Consider the following 16070-nt stretch of genomic DNA (forward strand, 5'->3'; position numbering starts at 1 on the left):
ACCTTGTCGCGCAGCGGGCGGGCGATGCGAACAGGCCGGACGTACTACCGTGCAGGGCAGCCAGAGACCGGAGGAAAGCTTCATGCCCGTGTCGTACCCCGACCGCCGCCGTTCACCCGTTCGGGCGTTCCTGGCCCCGCTGACCGCTGTCGTGCTGGCCGCCGGCGCGCTGACCGGGTGCTCCGGCGGGGACGGCCCGGAGGGCAGCGTGGACGCGTTCCTGGCCGGCTGGCGCTCGGGCGACCTGAACGCCGTGGGCTTCGTCGACCCGACCGGGGCCAAGGTGCCGGCGAGCGAGGTCAGCAAGGTGATCAAGGAACTCTCCGGGGAGCTGGCCGGCACCCCGCCGACGCTGCGCCGCGCCGGCGACCCGACGATCACCAAGGACATCGCCACCGCCGGCTACCGGGTCGAGTGGGCGCTCCCGCAGGGGGCGAAGTGGGCGTACGACCGGCAGCTGAGCCTGCGCCGGGGCGGTGACGACAAGTGGCAGGTGATCTGGGAGCCGGCCCTGGTGCACGAGCAGCTCGAGGCCGGCGAGCGGTTGACGGTGGCGCGCAACGGTGCCACCCGCGGCAGCATCCTGGACGCCGCCGGGCAGCCGATCGTGGCGCCCCGCAAGGTGATCGACGTCAGCGTCCAGCCCAACCAGGTCACCGACGTACCCGGCACCATCGCGAAGCTGGACGCCGCCTTCAAGGCCGTCCGGCCGCCGATCACGCCGCCGGTCGACCTCACCGACCTGCCGAAGCGCCTCGCCTCGGCGAAGCCCACCGCGCTGGTCGGCGTGGTGACCCTGCGGGACGAGGCGTACCAGCAGATCAAGTCCAGGATCTACGACCTGCCGGGGGTGAAGTTCCCGTCCGGCGAGCGCCAGTTGGCGCCCACCCGGGAGTTCGCCCGCGCCCTGCTCGGCTCCGTCGACGAGGCGACCGCCGACGACCTGAAGGCCCACCCGGACCGCTACCGGCAGGGTGACCTGGTCGGCCACGGCGGCCTCCAGGGCCGCTACGACGAGCGGCTGGGCGGCACCGCCGGGCTCACCGTGAGCGTCACCCGGACCCGCCCCGACGGCCAGCCGGAGCCCGCCGGGAAGACCCTGTTCACCGTCGAGCCGAAGCCCGGCGAGCCGGTGAAGACCACGTTGGACGTGGCCACCCAGAACGCCGCGGACACCGCCTTGCGCGGGGAGAAGCGGCGGTCCGCGCTGGTGGCGACGCGGATCAGTGACGGCGCCGTCCTCGCCGTGGCCAACGGCCCGGGGCCGGCCGGGCAGAACCTCGCCTTCACCGCCCAGGTGCCGCCCGGGTCCACGTTCAAGATGGTCAGCACGCTGGGCCTGCTCGACCGGGGTGCGGTGACCCTGGACGGCAAGGTGAACTGCCCGAAGACCTACCCCGTCGAGGGGCGCTCGTTCAAGAACTCGGACAACTTCGAGCTCGGCTCGGTGCCGTTCCGCACCGACTTCGCCAAGTCCTGCAACACCGCGTTCGCCTTCCTGGCCCCGAAACTGGGCGCCGACGGGCTCGCCACCACCGGCCGCCAGCTGGGCCTGGAGGGCGACTGGGACCTCGGCGTCGACGCCTTCACCGGCAAGGTCTCCACCGGCGGTTCGGCCGCCGAGCGGGCCGCCGCGGCGTTCGGTCAGGGCACCACGGTGGTGAGTCCGCTGGCCATGGCCGGCGCCACCGCCGCCGTGGCGCGCGGCCACTGGGAGCAGCCGAAGGTGGTGCTGGACCCGGCCCCGGCGAAGACCGCCGAGCCGGGCCCGGAGCTCAAGGCGTCCTCGCTCGGCCCGCTGCGCACGATGATGCGCGAGGTGGTCACCGCCGGCACCGCCAAGGCGCTCGCGGACGTGCCCGGCGGCCCGGTGCACGGCAAGACCGGCACCGCCGAGTACGACAACGACCCGAAGCACCTGCACTCCTGGTTCGTCGGCTGGCAGGGCGACGTCGCGTTCGCCGTCTTCGTCGAGCAGGGCGGGTCGAGTGCGGCGAGCGCGGTCCCGGCCGCCGAGCGCTTCCTCCGCGCCCTCTCCGCCGCCCGCTGACCCACCCCACCCACCAGACCACCCGACCACCCGGCCACCGACGCCGGCCGCCGGCCGCCCGACCACCGACGCCGGCGGCCGGCGCGCGCCAAGATCACGCCAACTTGCGGCGAGATGGCCCTTCCGAGCGTCAGGACGCCCCAACTTGCGGCAGGTGGGCCAGTCCCGCCCGGACGACAGCCCGACATGCGGCGGGTTGCGCCAGGCCCGCCCCGGACGACAGCCCGACATAGCGTCAGGACGCCCCGACTTGCGGCAGGTGGGCCAGTCCCGCCCGGACGACAGCCCGACATGCGGCAAGTGACGCCAGTCCCGCCCCGGACGACGGCCCGACATGCGGCGGGTCGCGGCAGTTCCGCCCCGGACGGCCCGACAGGCGGCTCAGCCGGAGCTGGCGGCGTCCGATCCGTCCTGCGGTTCGGGCGCGCGGCGTAGCAGCCCTGGACCGACCGAGGCCGGTGGGCCGACCGGCTCGACAGCGAGCGCAGGCACCGAGGTCGTGAAGGCCGGCCGAGCCGGGACCTCCACCGCCGGCACCGCGTCGCGCGGGGAGGAGATGTCGACGGGGTCCGACTCGGCCCTCTCCGCGGGCACGTCGCCGACGGGAGACCGACGAGCCGCGGCCCGCTGCGGTGGCGGGGCCGAGGGCAGCAACCGTGGCGGCACCGCCTCCGGGGCACCGACCGGGGCCAACCCGGCCGCCACGGTGTTGACGATCTCGGCGGCGTACGACCCGTCGGGGTCGTAGTCGGGGTCGAAGACGGTCAGCTCGACGCCGAGGCAGTGCGGGGTGTCCACCAGCCCGGCGAGCAGGATCTCCAGCTCGGCGAAGGCGATCCCGCCGGGGTCCGGCGCGTCCACGGCGGGCATCACCGCCGGGTCGAGCACGTCCACGTCGATGTGCACCCAGTAGCCGGCGCAGTCGGCGAGCTGCTCGTGCGCCCACTGGGCGGTCCGGGCCGCCCCCTCGGCCCGCAGCGCCGGCACCGGCCGGGTGGTGATGCCGGCGGCCTGGAGGTCGAGCCGGTATTCGTCCTGGGCCCGGATGCCGAGGACCACCACGTCGATGTCCCGGAAGTAGGGCCGACGCCCCTCGATGGCGGCCAGGTCGGCCTGTCCCCGCCCGGTCACCAGGGCGAGGTCCTCCCCCGCCGCCGCGCCCACGTACGAGGCGTTGCCGGGGTGCCGGAAGTCGGAGTGGCCGTCGACGAAGACCAGGCCGATCCGGCCGCCGACCGCCTCGCCGAGCCGGTGCATGGCCAGCGCCGAGCCGAGCAGCACCGAGCAGTCCCCGCCGAGCACCAGCGGGAACTCACCCCGGTCGATGATCTCGCCGATCCGGTCGGCCAGCAGGGTGGAGTATCCGGAGATCTCCGGCGCGTGGCAGACGCCGTCGCCCGGGCGCCAGTCCCCCGGGTCGTACCGGGGTGGAGTGAGGCAGCCGGCGTCGCGGGCCCGCAGCCGGGCCAGCAGGCCGTGGTCGCGCAGCGCGCCCGGGGCCTTGGCGCAGCCCGGCACCGAGCTGGGCGTGGGTGGGCGCAACCCCAGGTTGGTCGGCGCGTCGAGGACGGCGATCCGGCGCATCATGGGCTCCCGTCCTCGGTGGTCGGGCGGGCCGGCCGGAACGCCGGCCCGCGCTGGCGTGTGACGAACTCAGAACAGGGCGCTGGCCAGTGCCCGGCGGGCGGAGGCGACCGCCGGATCGTCCGGGCCGGCGACGCTGAACAGCGAGACCAGGTGCTGGCGTACCCGCTCCCGGTCGTCGCCGGCGCTCCGCCGGACCAGGCCGACCAGCCGCGCGTACGCCTGCTCGGCCAGGCCGCTGAGCACCTCGACGTCCGCGGCGAGCAGCTGGGCGTCGACGTCGTCGGGGGCGTCGGCGGCCGCGGCGAGCGCGGCCCGCGGGTCGGTGGCACCGACCCGGCGGGCGAGCCCGACCTGGGCCAGGCCGGCCTCCGCCGCGGCGTCCGCGGGCGACTCGGCGAGGATCTTCCGGTACGCCGCCTCGGCGGCGTCCAGGTCGCCGGTCATCAGGGCGTCGTCGGCCTCGTCCAGCCGGGGGTCCTCGGGCTGGGCAACGGCGACGCCACCGGCCTTGAGCACGGCGGAGATCCACTGGCGGAGCTGGGCCTCGGGCACCACCCCGGAGAAGGCGTCGATCGGCTGGCCGCCGACCACCGCGTATACCATCGGGATGCCCTGGACCCGGAACATCTGCGCGATGCGCGGGTTGGCGTCCACGTCGATCTTGGCGAGCACCCAGGCGCCGCCGCCCTCGGCGGCCAGCCGCTCCAGCACCGGGGAGAGCTGCTTGCACGGCTCGCACCACTCGGCCCAGAAGTCCACGATCACCGGGGTCTCGAGCGACCGTTCGAGCACCTCCGCCTGGAAGGTCGCCTCGGTCACGTCGATGACGGTGCCGCCGCCGGCCGGGGCGCCCGGCAGGCCGGTGGGCGGGCCGGACTGGGCCGGTGTGGCGGGACGGGCCGGAGTGGGGGCGGGGGTGCGCAGCGCGCTGAGGTCGACCGCGCCGCGGGTGAAGATCGACGAGGTGATCCGTGGGTCGCTCATGGTTACCTAGTCTCGCACGCGCGACGCGGAACTCAGATCATCCACGACGCCACCAGTTGCGCCTGTCACGCCTGGTCGGGAGTGTAAGGAGGGGCCCCTTGTTAACAGACGTCTGTTAACAAGGGGCCCCTCCTTACACCTCAGAAGCGGGCCGGCTCGCGGTACACGCCCCACTCGCCGCGCAGGGCGTCGCAGATCTCGCCCAGGGTGGCCTCGGCGCGGACCGCGTCGAGCATCGCCGGGATCATGTTGTCGCCGGTACGGCTCACCTCGATCATGCGCCGCACGGCGGCCTTCACCGCGGCGTCGTCCCGTCCGGCCTTGCGCTCGGCGAGCACCCGGCGCTGCTCCACCTCCACCTCGTGCGAGATGCGCAGGATCTCCAGCTCCTTGGCCACCGTGCCGGTGTGGCAGTTGACCCCGACGATCTTCTTGTCGCCCTTCTCCAGCGCCTGCTGGTAGACGAAGGCCGACTCGGCGATGTGCCCGGTGAACCAGCCGTCCTCGATGCCGCGCAGGATGCCGGAGGTCATCGGGCCGATCTGGTGCGGGCCGTCCCCGCCGAGCTGCCTGATCCGGGCGAAGATCTCCTCCGCCTCGGCCTCGATCTTGTCGGTGAGCGCCTCGACGTACCAGGAGCCGCCGAGCGGGTCGGCCACGTTGACCACCCCGGTCTCCTCCATCAGCACCTGCTGGGTACGCAGGGCGATCTCGGCGGACTCGTCGGTGGGCAGCGCGAGGGTCTCGTCGAGGGCGTTGGTGTGCAGCGAGTTGGTGCCGCCGAGCACGGCGGCGAGCGCCTCGACCGCGGTGCGGACCACGTTGTTGACCGGCTGCTGGGCGGTCAGCGACACCCCGGCGGTCTGGGTGTGGAACTTCAACCAGAGCGCCTTCTCGCTGGTGGCGCCGTACACGTCGCGCAGCCAGCGGGCCCAGATCCGGCGGGCGGCCCGGAACTTGGCGATCTCCTCGAAGAAGTCGACGTGCGAGTCGAAGAAGAAGCTCAGGCCGGGGGCGAAGACGTTGACGTCCAGGCCGCGCGAGAGCCCCAGCTCGACGTAGCCGAACCCGTCGGCGAGGGTGTACGCCAGCTCCTGCGCGGCGGTCGAGCCCGCCTCGCGGATGTGGTAACCGGAGACCGAGAGCGGCTTGTACTTCGGGATCTCCCGGGCGCAGTACTCCATCAGGTCGCCGATGAGGCGCAGGTGCGGCTCCGGGTCGAAGAGCCACTCCTTCTGCGCGATGTACTCCTTGAAGATGTCCGTCTGGAGCGTGCCGTCCAGGGTGGACAGCTCCGCGCCCTGCCGCTCGGCGGCGACCAGGTACATGCAGAACACCGGCACCGCCGGGCCGGAGATGGTCATCGAGGTGGTGACCCCGGCCAGGTCGATGCCGTCGAAGAGCGCCTCCATGTCGGTGGCGGTGTCGATGGCGACGCCGCAGTGGCCGACCTCGCCGAGCGACTGCGGGTCGTCCGAGTCGCGTCCCATCAGCGTCGGCATGTCGAAGGCCACGGAGAGCCCGCCGCCGCCGGCGCCGAGGATCATCTTGTACCGCTCGTTGGTCTGCCGCGCGTTGCCGAAGCCGGCGAACTGCCGGATGGTCCAGGTCCGCCCGCGGTAACCGGTCGGATAGAGACCCCGGGTGTACGGGAACTCACCCGGCCAGCCGATCCGCTCGAAGCCGGGGTGCGCCACGCCCTCGGGCGGGCCGTACACCGGGTCCACCGGCATGCCGGAGAGCGTGGTGAAGTCCGCGTCCCGCTTGCGGGCGGCGTCGTAGCGGGCCTGCCAGCGGGCCCGACCGGCGGCGATCTCGTCGGCGTTCATGCGCGGGGCTCCTCCTCGAGTCCTCGACTGAAGACCGAGTGTAGAACGCCCGCCTGAACGATCGCTAAGCCAACCGGGTACCCGCCGGTAACCCGACTCAGCTCGACGGCACCGCCGGACCGCCCAGCGCCACGTCGTCCACCCGGATGTTGATCTCGTCGGCCCGCAGCCCGTACGCCTCGACCGCCGAGGTCACGGCCGCGCGGACCGCCTCGGTCACCTCGGGCACCGGCCGGCCGCCGTCGATCACGATGGTCAGGTTGACCACCGCCGCGCCGTTCGTCACGTGCGCCGAGCAACCGCGCCGGGCGTCACCCACCTCGTCCAGCCCGATCCGGTCGAGCACGGCGTTGAAGAACCGGGCCACGTCGCCGCCCAGCTCGGCCACCCCGGGCACCGACTTCGCGGCGGCCACCGCGATCTTCTCCACCACCTCGTCGGAGATGTGCGTCGTGCCACCCGCGGTGGCGGCGGGCGTCATCGACAGCTCCTGCGTCGCCTCGTGCTCCACGCTCTCCCCCACACCCTCGCTCCTACCGACCCCCCGGGAGCGTACAGACCAGACCGCCCACCCACGTCCCCGCCCGACCCCACCGTCGATCATGGACTTGAGGCGCCCCGGATGCCCGTTGCGCGGCCTTCGTCAGGGGCCACAACTCCATGATCGACGCGGCCGGGGCCCGGAGGGGCTGCGCGGCGGGGGCCGAGGGGGTGGGGCGGGGCCGGGGGGCTAGGAGGCGAGTTGGGCCAGCAGTTCGTCGGCCGCCGCGTACGGGTCGATCGCGCCCTCGGCCACCTTGGCCGCGAGCGTCGGCAACTGCGTACCGTCGCGCAGCGAGCCGATCCGGTCGCGCAGCGTGCCCAGCGCGATCGCCTCGACCTCGGCGGCGGCCCGCGCCTCCCGGCGACGGCGCAGCTCGTCGTGGCGCTCCAGCCACTCGCGGTGCTTGTCGATGGCCGCCGCGATGTCGTCGATCCCCTCGCCACGGGCGGCGACCGCGCGGACCACCTGGGGCCGCCACTCGCCCGGGCCGCGCTCGCCGAGGGCGATCATGCCCTGGATGTCGCGGACCGTGGCGTCGGCGCCGTCCCGGTCGGCCTTGTTGACCACGAAGACGTCGGCGATCTCCAGGATGCCGGCCTTGACCGCCTGGATCGCGTCGCCCATCCCCGGGGCGAGCAGCACCAGGGTGGTGTCGGCCAGCGAGGCCACCTCCACCTCGGCCTGCCCGACGCCGACGGTCTCCACCAGCACCACGTCGCAGCCGGCGCCCTCCAGCACCCGGACCGCCTGCGGGGTGGCGGCGGAGAGCCCGCCGAGGTGGCCCCGGCTGGACATCGACCGGATGTAGACGCCCGGGTCGGTGGCGTGGTCCTGCATCCGCACCCGGTCCCCGAGGATCGCCCCGCCGGTGAACGGGCTGGACGGGTCGACGGCGAGCACCCCGACCCGGTGCCCGCGCGCCCGCAGCGCCCGGACCAGCTCGTTGGTGGTGGTCGACTTGCCCACCCCGGGCGACCCGGTCAGGCCGACCACCTGGGCCTGCCCGGCGTACGGCGCGAGGGCCGCCGCGACCTGCGGCAGCACCTCGTCACCGGACTCCACAAGCGTGATCAGCCGGGCCACCGCGCGGGGGTCACCCGCGCGGGCCCGCTCGACCAGCAGGGGTACGTCCCGGCTGCGGCGCACCGGACCGGTGGCCGCGGCCGGGGCGTTCTCGACGGTCTCGCTCACTTGTCATGTCCCCTGTTCGGCTCGCGGACCCGCTCGCTCACTGGTGATGCCTCCTGCTCGGCTCGCGGGCCTGCTCGCTCACTGCTGGGCGTCGGCGCCCGCCGGCACGTGGATGATCAGGGCGTCGCCCTGGCCACCGCCGCCGCAGAGCGCGGCCGCGCCGGTGCCGCCACCGCGCCGCTTGAGCTCCAGGGCCAGGGTGAGCACCAGCCGGGCACCGGACATGCCGATCGGGTGGCCGAGCGCGATCGCGCCGCCGTTGACGTTGATCTTGTCGAGGTCGACCCCCAGGTCGCGCGCCGACTGGATGCCCACCTGCGCGAACGCCTCGTTGATCTCGATCAGGTCGAGATCGGAGACGCTCAGCCCGCCCTTCTTCAGGGCGTGGTTGATGGCGTTGGACGGCTGCGAGTGCAGGGAGTTGTCCGGGCCGGCGACGTTGCCGTGCGCGCCGACCTCGGCCAGCCAGGTCAGCCCCAGCTCCTTGGCCTTGGCCTTGCTCATCACCACGACCGCGGCGGCGCCGTCGGAGATCGGCGAGGAGCTGCCCGCGGTGATCGTCCCGTCCTTGGTGAAGGCCGGGCGCAGCTTGGCCAGCGACTCGGTGGTGGTGTCCGGGCGGATGCCCTCGTCCTCGCTGATCACCAGCGGGTCGCCCTTGCGCTGCGGGATGATCACCGGGGTGATCTCGTCGGCGAAGTGGCCGTTCTTCTGGGCGGCGGCGGCGCGCTGGTGGCTGGCGGCGGCGAAGGCGTCCTGCTCCTCGCGGCTGATGCCGTGCTTCGCCCCGAGCCGCTCGGTGGACTCGCCCATCGAGCAGCAGTCCCAGGCGTCGGTGAGACCGTCCAGGGCCATGTGGTCCTTGATCGTCACGTCGCCGTACTTGTAGCCGGAGCGCTGCCCGAGCAGCAGGTGCGGGGCGTTGGTCATCGACTCCATGCCGCCGGCCACCACGATGTCGAACTCGCCGGCCCGGATGAGCTGGTCGGCCAGCGCGATCGCGTCCAGGCCGGAGAGGCAGACCTTGTTGATGGTCAGCGCCGGGGTGGACATCGGGATGCCCGCCTCGACCGCCGCCTGGCGGGCCGGGATCTGACCGGCGCCGGCCTGGAGCACCTGACCCATGATCACGTACTGCACCTGGTCGGGGTTCACGCCGGCGCGCTCCAGCGCCGCCTTGATCGCGATGCCACCCAGCTTGGTCGCGGGAAGGTCCTTGAGGTTGCCCAGCAGCCGCCCCATCGGGGTACGCGCGCCGCTGACGATCACCGAAGCCATGCCTGCCTCCGAGGGGGGTGCCGACCTGTACGCCTTAACGATTGTTCGGTCAGACTAGCGCCATGGCTGAGAACTCCCCCGTCGAGCCCGCTGCCGACTATGTCACAGACATCGGCCTGCGCCGCATCGACCACGTCGGGGTCGCGGTGGCCGACCTGGACGCCGCGATCGACTTCTACCAGCGGACCTTCGGCATGCGCTGCGTGCACGTCGAGACCAACACCGAGCAGGGCGTACGCGAGGCGATGCTGGCCGTCGGGCCGACCACCGAGGGCGGCTGCGTGCAGCTGCTCGCCCCGCTGACCCCGGAGTCGACGATCGCGAAGTTCCTCGACCGCAACGGGCCGGGGGTGCAGCAGGTGGCGTACACGGTGGCGGACATCGACGCGGCCTGCGCGGCGCTGCGCGAGCGCGGGGTCCGGCTGCTCTACGAGCAGCCGAGGCGCGGCACGGCCGACTCCCGGATCAACTTCGTGCACCCGAAGGACGCCGGCGGCGTGCTGATCGAACTGGTCCAGCCCGCCTGAGGTGTAAGGAAGGGGCCCCGCTTAACACCCGTCTGTTAAGCGGGGCCCCCTCCTAACCCGCGGGAGGGCGTGCCTAACCCGCGGGGAGGGCGTGCGGCGATGCGCGCTTGGGCGCTCCCACGGACAGCTCCACGCATCGGCCGATGCAGTTTTTCACAGAGGACTTCCGACCCTAGCTACCGTTCAGTAACGTCCGGCCCCACAGGAGCGCGACCGGTGCCGGATATGTCGTCCGCCGACATGGCGATCGGTCGTACCGGTGCCGACGATGGCAGCACCCCCGCCCCGGTGAGCGGGTGCGACGAACGGGAGGTCACCGTGCAGGACATCCGTGAAGCGATCATGGCGGCGGAGGGCTCGGCCCGGCCCGAGCGGGAACTCGCCGGCCTGGCCGGCCTGTCGGTGCCGGAGAGCTACCGGGGCGTGGTGGTCCGCGCCGAGGACACCCGGATGTTCGACGGGATGGCCACCCGGGACAAGGACCCGCGCAAGGCGCTGCACGTCCAGGAGGTGCCCACCCCCGAGCTGGGCCCGGGCGAGGCGCTGGTGGCCGTGATGGCCAGCGCGATCAACTACAACACGGTGTGGACCAGCATCTTCGAGCCGCTGCCCACCTTCAAGTTCCTCCAGCGCTACGGCCGGCTCTCCGAGCTGACCCGCCGGCACGACCTGCCGTACCACGTGGTCGGGTCGGACGCGGCCGGCGTGGTGCTGCGGACCGGGCCCGGGGTGACCCGGTGGCAGGCCGGCGACGAGGTCGTCGCGCACTGCCTGTCGGTCGAGCTGGAGGACGCGGCCGGCCACGACGACACCATGCTCGACCCGCAGCAGCGGATCTGGGGCTTCGAGACCAACTTCGGCGGCCTGGCCGAGCTGTGCGTGGTCAAGGCCAACCAGCTGATGCCCAAGCCGCGCCACCTGAGCTGGGAGGAGGCGGCCAGCCCCGGGCTGGTCAACTCGACCGCGTACCGGCAGTTGGTGTCGCACCACGGGGCCAACATGAAGCAGGGCGACGTGGTGCTGATCTGGGGCGCCTCCGGCGGCCTGGGCGGCTACGCCACCCAGATGGCGCTCAACGGCGGGGCGATCCCGGTCTGCGTGGTCTCCTCGCCGGAGAAGGCCGAGCTGTGCCGAAAGATGGGCGCCGAGCTGGTCATCGACCGGGCCGCGGAGGGCTTCCGGTTCTGGAAGGACGACGAGACGCAGGACCAGGACGAGTGGCGGCGGTTCGGCGAGCGGATCCGCGAGCTGACCGGTGGCGAGGACCCGGACATCGTCTTCGAGCACCCGGGCCGGGAGACCTTCGGCGCCAGCGTCTACGTCGCCAAGCGGGGCGGCACCATCGTCACCTGCGCCTCCACCAGCGGCTTCCAGCACCAGTACGACAACCGTTACCTCTGGATGCACCTGAAGCGGATCGTCGGCAGCCACTTCGCCAACTACCACGAGGCGTGGCAGGCCAACCGGCTGGTCGCGCTCGGCCAGATCCACCCCACCGTCTCCCGCACCTACCCGCTGGAGCAGACCGGCCAGGCCGCGTACGAGGTGCACCGCAACGCGCACCAGGGCAAGGTCGGGGTGCGCTGCCTGGCTCCGGCGGACGGTCTGGGCGTCCGGGACCCCGAGCTGCGGGCCCGGCACGAGACCGCGATCAACCGGTTCCGGGGCCACTGACCGGGCGGTCGCCGGTGGCCGCCCCGACGGACGATGCCGGGCCGTCCATTGCGGTGAGCGGTCTTTGCCTTTCGGCAACCGTCCGTACGCCATTCCCGCGATAGCGGTACGCCTCGACAAAGGGCCGTGGGCACCTGCCCGCGGCCCTTTTCCTGTTCACCGCCGGTGCCGTCCGGCGCGCCCGGGAGCTGCCAAGATCGGCGTTTGGTCCGGTGTCCCGACGCGGGCGAAGTTGACCATGTAAAGAGGACGGGAAAGCGCCCACCGCTCTTGCGAAGGCCCCTGGGGCGTCTGCCAGTATGTCCCAATGCCCCAGCAGCAGTCCTCCCCTCTCGCGTTCTTCGATAACGCGAACTCGCAACCCGATTTCACCGTTGGCCTGCGCGGCTACAACGTCGGTCAGGTCGACGACTTCATCGGCCGGCTGTCCGCCGCCCTGACCCAGTCCGAGCAGGCCCGCGCCGAGGCCGAGCAGCGGATGAACGACGCGCAGCGCCGGCTGCGCCAGGCCGAGCAGCGCCAGTCCGCGCTCGAGCAGAAGCTCACCGACACCAACAAGCAGCTCGAGGAGAACAGCCGGCCGACCCTCTCCGGCCTGGGCACCCGCGTCGAGCAGATCCTGCGGCTGGCCGAGGAGCAGGCCAACGACCACCGCAACGAGGCGAAGCGCGAATCCGAGGGCATCCTCTCCGCGGCCCGCCTGGAGGCCCGGGAGATCACCGACAAGGCCCGCGCCGAGGCCGCGGCGATGAAGGCCACCGCCGAGCGGGAGGCGGGCAGCCTCCGCACCGCCGCCGAGCGGGAGGCGGCCGAGGTCCGGGTGCAGGCCCGGCGCGAGGCGGACACCCTGCGGGCGGACGCCGACCGGGAGACCAAGCAGCTGCGCACCGTCACCGCGCACGAGGTCGCCGAGCTCAAGTCCACCGTCGAGCGGGAGGTCGCCACCCTGCGCGCCACCGCCGAGCGGGAGATCACCCAGCAGCGGGCCAAGGCGGCGCGCGAGGCCGAGGAGAAGCGGGCCGAGGCGACCAAGCTGCTCACCGACGCGCGGGACAAGCGCGACAAGGACCTCCAGGCCCTGGAGCTGCAGATCGCCGAGCGCCGGGAGAAGGCCGAGCGCGAGGAGTCCGAGCGGCACGCCGCCCAGGTGGCGCAGACCCAGAAGCTGGTCAACGAGGCCGAGCAGCGGGCCCGGGCCGCCCAGGAGCGGGCCAAGGAGATCGAGCAGCGCGCCGAGGCCCGCCGGGTCGAGTCCGAGCGCACCGCCCACGAGACGGTGGAAAAGGCGAAGTCGCTGTCGGAGAAGACGCTGGGCGAGGCGAAGGCCGAGGCGAAGCGGCTGCTCGACGAGGCCCGCACCGAGGCCGAGTTGACCACCCAGGCGGCCCGCCGCGAGGTCGAGGACCTCACCCGGCAGAAGGACGCCGTCACCTCCCAGCTCGGGCAGATGCTCTCCGGCCTCGCCGGCATCGTCCCGGGCGTGCCGAGCGGCGCGGCGCCCAAGCAGGAGGCCGCCAAGCCGGCGGCCGCCGACACCAAGGCGAGCGCCGAGACGGCCAGCTGACCGACCGCTCGCGCGGGGCATGTTCGACACGGCGCGGGGTGACACCGGGTGACCGGTGGAACCCCGCGCCGTATGCCTTTCCCACCCACTGGTCGCGGGCCCGCCGGCCCAGTGAAGTAGGTCCCAACCGGCCCGTCCGTATCGCCCCAGCCGGGGCCGATGCGTGTGAGGATGGGGGCATGTCGCACGGCGAGGAACTGTTCGCCCTCGGCGGGGACGTGACCACGGAGCCCAGCTTCGAGTCCGCTCTGCGGGGGTACGAGAAACGACAGGTCGACCGGTACGTCGCTCGCGCCGAGCACGAGATCGCGACGCTGACGGCCGAGCGGGAGCAGGCGTACACCCAGATCCACAAGCTGGCCGGTCAGGTCGAGCACCTCCAGCGGGATCTCGCCCAGGTGCGCAAGCAGGTGGGCGTGGTGGACCGGGCCTCGTTCCGGCATCTCGGCCCCCGGGTCGAGCAGATCCTCAGCATGGCCGAGGAGCAGGCGGACGACATCCTCGCCGCCGCCAACCAGGAGATCGAGGCCCGCCGGGCCGCCGCCGAGCACATCATCGAGGAGGCGCGCGGTCAGGCCGCGCAGGCCCTGAAGGACTTCGAGATCGCGCTGGCCGCCCGCCGGGCCGAGGAGGAGCGACACACGGCCGCCCGCAAGGCCGAGGCGGAGGCCACCCTCAAGAAGGCCCGGGACGAGGCCGCCAGCCTGCGCAAGACGGCCCACGACGAGGTCACCACGCTGCGCCGGACCACTCAGGACGAGGTCACCACGCTGCGCAAGAACGCGCAGGACGCCCTCGCCAAGGCCCAGCAGGAGGCGACCCAGCTCCGGGACACCGCGAAGGAGATCCACCACCGGGCCCAGCAGGAGGCGACCACGCTGCGCAACAGCGCGCGGGAGGCCCTCGCCAAGGCCCAGCAGGAGGCGACCGAGCTCCGCGACGCCGCCAAGGAGGTGCACGCCAAGGCCCAACAGGAGGCCAAGCGGCTCACCGAGCAGGCGACCGAGGCCGGGCGGGCCACCCACGCGAAGGCCCTCCAGGAGGCCAAGCAGATCGTCGACGACGCCGAGGAGGCCGCGAAGGCGACCCGGGGCCGGGCCCGGCAGGAGGCCAACCGGCTCACCACCGAGGCGGGCGAGGCGGCCAAGCGGCACCGCGCCGAGACCGAGGCGTACGTGCAGCGGATGCGTTCCGAGACCGAGGCGTACGTGCAGCACGCCCGGGCCCAGACGCAGCAGGAGCTGGGCGCCTGGCGGGCCGGGGTGGAGCAGGAGGTCAACTCCCGGCGGGAGGAGGCCGACCGGGAGCTGGCCCAGCGCCGGGCCGCTGCGGAGCAGGAGTTCGCCAAGCGCCGCGACGAGGCCGAGAAGCAGTACCAGGCCCGCCAGGTCGAGCTGGCCGGGCAGCACAAGGCCCGGCACGACGAGCTGGAGCAGGCGTACGCCGCCCGGCGCGACGAGGTCGAGCAGGGCGCCGCCACCATCCGGCAGGCCGCCGAGCAGGACGCGCTGACCATGCGCCGCAACGCCGAGGAGGAGGCGACCGAGCTGCTCCGCCGGGCCGAGGAGGAAGCCGCCGACAAGCGCCGCAAGGCCGACGAGCACGTCGCGGCCTCCCGGCGCCAGTTCGAGGAGTACGCGGCCACCACCCAGCAGCACCTGGCGACGACCCAGCAGCACCTCGCCGCCACCCAGCAGGAGGCAGCCGCCGGCCGGCAGCAGCTCGCCCAGGTCATGCTGGAGATCGCGCAGGCCCAGCAGCAGCTCGCCGACCTGCGGCAGGAAACCTGGAAGTCCCGCCAGGAGTCCGACGACCTCCAGCGGCAGCTGACCGAGCTGCGGTTGCGGGCGGTTGCCGACGGGGTGGACGTGACGGCGACCCCGGCGGCCGCCGACGGCAGGCCGGGGGTGGCCGGCACGGGCGGCAAGGCGGCGGTGGCCGCCCCAACCGGCGCGGACGGCAAGCCGGTCCCGGCCGTCCCGGCCGGCGCGGACGGCAAGCCGGTCCCGGCCGGCGCGGAGGACAAGCCGGTGGTGGCCGTCCCGGCGGGCGCGGACGGCAAGCCGGTCACGGCCGAGGGCAAGCCGGCCACGGTCAAGGGGACCGCGGCGGTGCCGACCGCCGACGGCACTCCGGCCGACCCGAAGGCCGAGCCCGCCGACCAGCCCGGCCCGGCGGAGGAGTCCCGCTCCGGGGAGACCGTGGCCCGGCCGGTGGCGGAGCCGGTGACGACCATGGACGACGGGCCGGCCAGCGCCGGGGTGGACGGCGAGCCGACAGTCGCCGCCATGCCGGACGGGGGCGGCCGGGGGGTCACCCCGACGAAGATCACCAGCACCGGCGAGAACGGCAAGCGGCCCACCAAGCCGACCACCGACGAGCGCAGCGCCAAGCCCAGCAAGGTCACCGTCGAGTCGGAATGACCGGGCCGGCCGGTCCCGCACCGGGCCGGACCGGGCGACTCTAGAGCGGCCGTCCCGCACCGACCCGGACCACGCGACCCCGGAAGCGGCCGCCCCCTGCATCGGCCCGGACCGCGCGACCCTGTCGCGGCCGCCCCCCTGCACCGGCCACCCCCTGCACCGGCCCGGCCACGCGACCCTGGAGCGGCCGCCGCTGCACCGGCCCGGCCGCGCGACCTGGAGCGGCCGCCCCCGAAAGCGCCCTCGCCCGAACCGCCTCGCCTTGGCTGTCGGGACGGGCTTTGCGCGGCGGCCGGACGTGCCGTGGCCCGGGATTGTGAGGGTCCGATTCGCGCCCTACCAACTTGATGTCGTAAACGAATCATTTGACGGCCCGGTCACACCCGATTGCCGCAATGAGCAGGGTCGGTGATTCGTTG

At 73.4% G+C, this 16070-nt stretch carries 11 protein-coding genes; 5 read left to right on the forward strand and 6 right to left on the reverse strand.

Annotation, left to right across the window (positions count from 1 at the left end; all coding sequences use genetic code 11):
* The first annotated feature begins 82 nt into the window (after positions 1-82).
* Positions 83-2050: a penicillin-binding transpeptidase domain-containing protein gene (locus K7640_RS16115; protein WP_222955649.1), complete on the forward strand. Its 1968-nt coding sequence runs from the start codon at positions 83-85 to the stop codon at positions 2048-2050.
* Between the two features lie 381 nt (positions 2051-2431).
* Here the strand turns inward: K7640_RS16115 and K7640_RS16120 are convergent, their stop codons facing one another.
* The 6 genes from K7640_RS16120 to K7640_RS16145 form a co-directional block, all read right to left on the reverse strand.
* Positions 2432-3637, reverse strand: a complete 1206-nt coding sequence (locus K7640_RS16120) for an arginase family protein (RefSeq protein WP_222955650.1) — start codon at positions 3635-3637, stop codon at positions 2432-2434.
* A 66-nt stretch (positions 3638-3703) separates the two neighbouring features.
* Positions 3704-4621 (reverse strand): tetratricopeptide repeat protein, encoded by a 918-nt coding sequence (locus tag K7640_RS16125; protein ID WP_222955651.1) that lies wholly within the window; start codon positions 4619-4621, stop codon positions 3704-3706.
* A 140-nt stretch (positions 4622-4761) separates the two neighbouring features.
* Entirely contained in the window at positions 4762-6450 is a 1689-nt protein-coding gene (locus K7640_RS16130; RefSeq protein WP_222955652.1) for a methylmalonyl-CoA mutase, read from the reverse strand.
* A 97-nt stretch (positions 6451-6547) separates the two neighbouring features.
* Complete coding sequence (locus K7640_RS16135) at positions 6548-6931, reverse strand: Asp23/Gls24 family envelope stress response protein (RefSeq protein WP_255609224.1); 384 nt, start codon at positions 6929-6931, stop codon at positions 6548-6550.
* A 249-nt stretch (positions 6932-7180) separates the two neighbouring features.
* Positions 7181-8185: a methylmalonyl Co-A mutase-associated GTPase MeaB gene (meaB, locus tag K7640_RS16140; protein WP_222955653.1), complete on the reverse strand. Its 1005-nt coding sequence runs from the start codon at positions 8183-8185 to the stop codon at positions 7181-7183.
* Between the two features lie 78 nt (positions 8186-8263).
* Positions 8264-9463 (reverse strand): acetyl-CoA C-acetyltransferase, encoded by a 1200-nt coding sequence (locus tag K7640_RS16145; protein ID WP_222955654.1) that lies wholly within the window; start codon positions 9461-9463, stop codon positions 8264-8266.
* Between the two features lie 62 nt (positions 9464-9525).
* On the opposite strand from K7640_RS16145, the gene mce reads away from it, so the two are divergent.
* From mce to K7640_RS16165, 4 genes are all read left to right on the forward strand, one after another.
* Positions 9526-9990 (forward strand): methylmalonyl-CoA epimerase, encoded by a 465-nt coding sequence (gene mce, locus K7640_RS16150; RefSeq protein WP_222955655.1) that lies wholly within the window; start codon positions 9526-9528, stop codon positions 9988-9990.
* Positions 9991-10308: 318 nt separating this feature from the next.
* Positions 10309-11664, forward strand: coding sequence for a crotonyl-CoA carboxylase/reductase (ccrA, locus tag K7640_RS16155; RefSeq protein ID WP_222955795.1), 1356 nt, complete (start codon positions 10309-10311; stop codon positions 11662-11664).
* A gap of 307 nt (positions 11665-11971) precedes the next feature.
* A complete protein-coding gene (locus K7640_RS16160) occupies positions 11972-13228 on the forward strand; it encodes a cell division protein DivIVA (RefSeq protein ID WP_222955656.1) in 1257 nt (418 codons plus the stop codon).
* Between the two features lie 179 nt (positions 13229-13407).
* Complete coding sequence (locus K7640_RS16165; RefSeq protein WP_222955657.1) at positions 13408-15651, forward strand: hypothetical protein; 2244 nt, start codon at positions 13408-13410, stop codon at positions 15649-15651.
* Positions 15652-16070 lie beyond the last annotated feature (419 nt).

The organism is Micromonospora sp. PLK6-60 (genome assembly GCF_019890675.1).
Taxonomy (GTDB): domain Bacteria; phylum Actinomycetota; class Actinomycetes; order Mycobacteriales; family Micromonosporaceae; genus Micromonospora.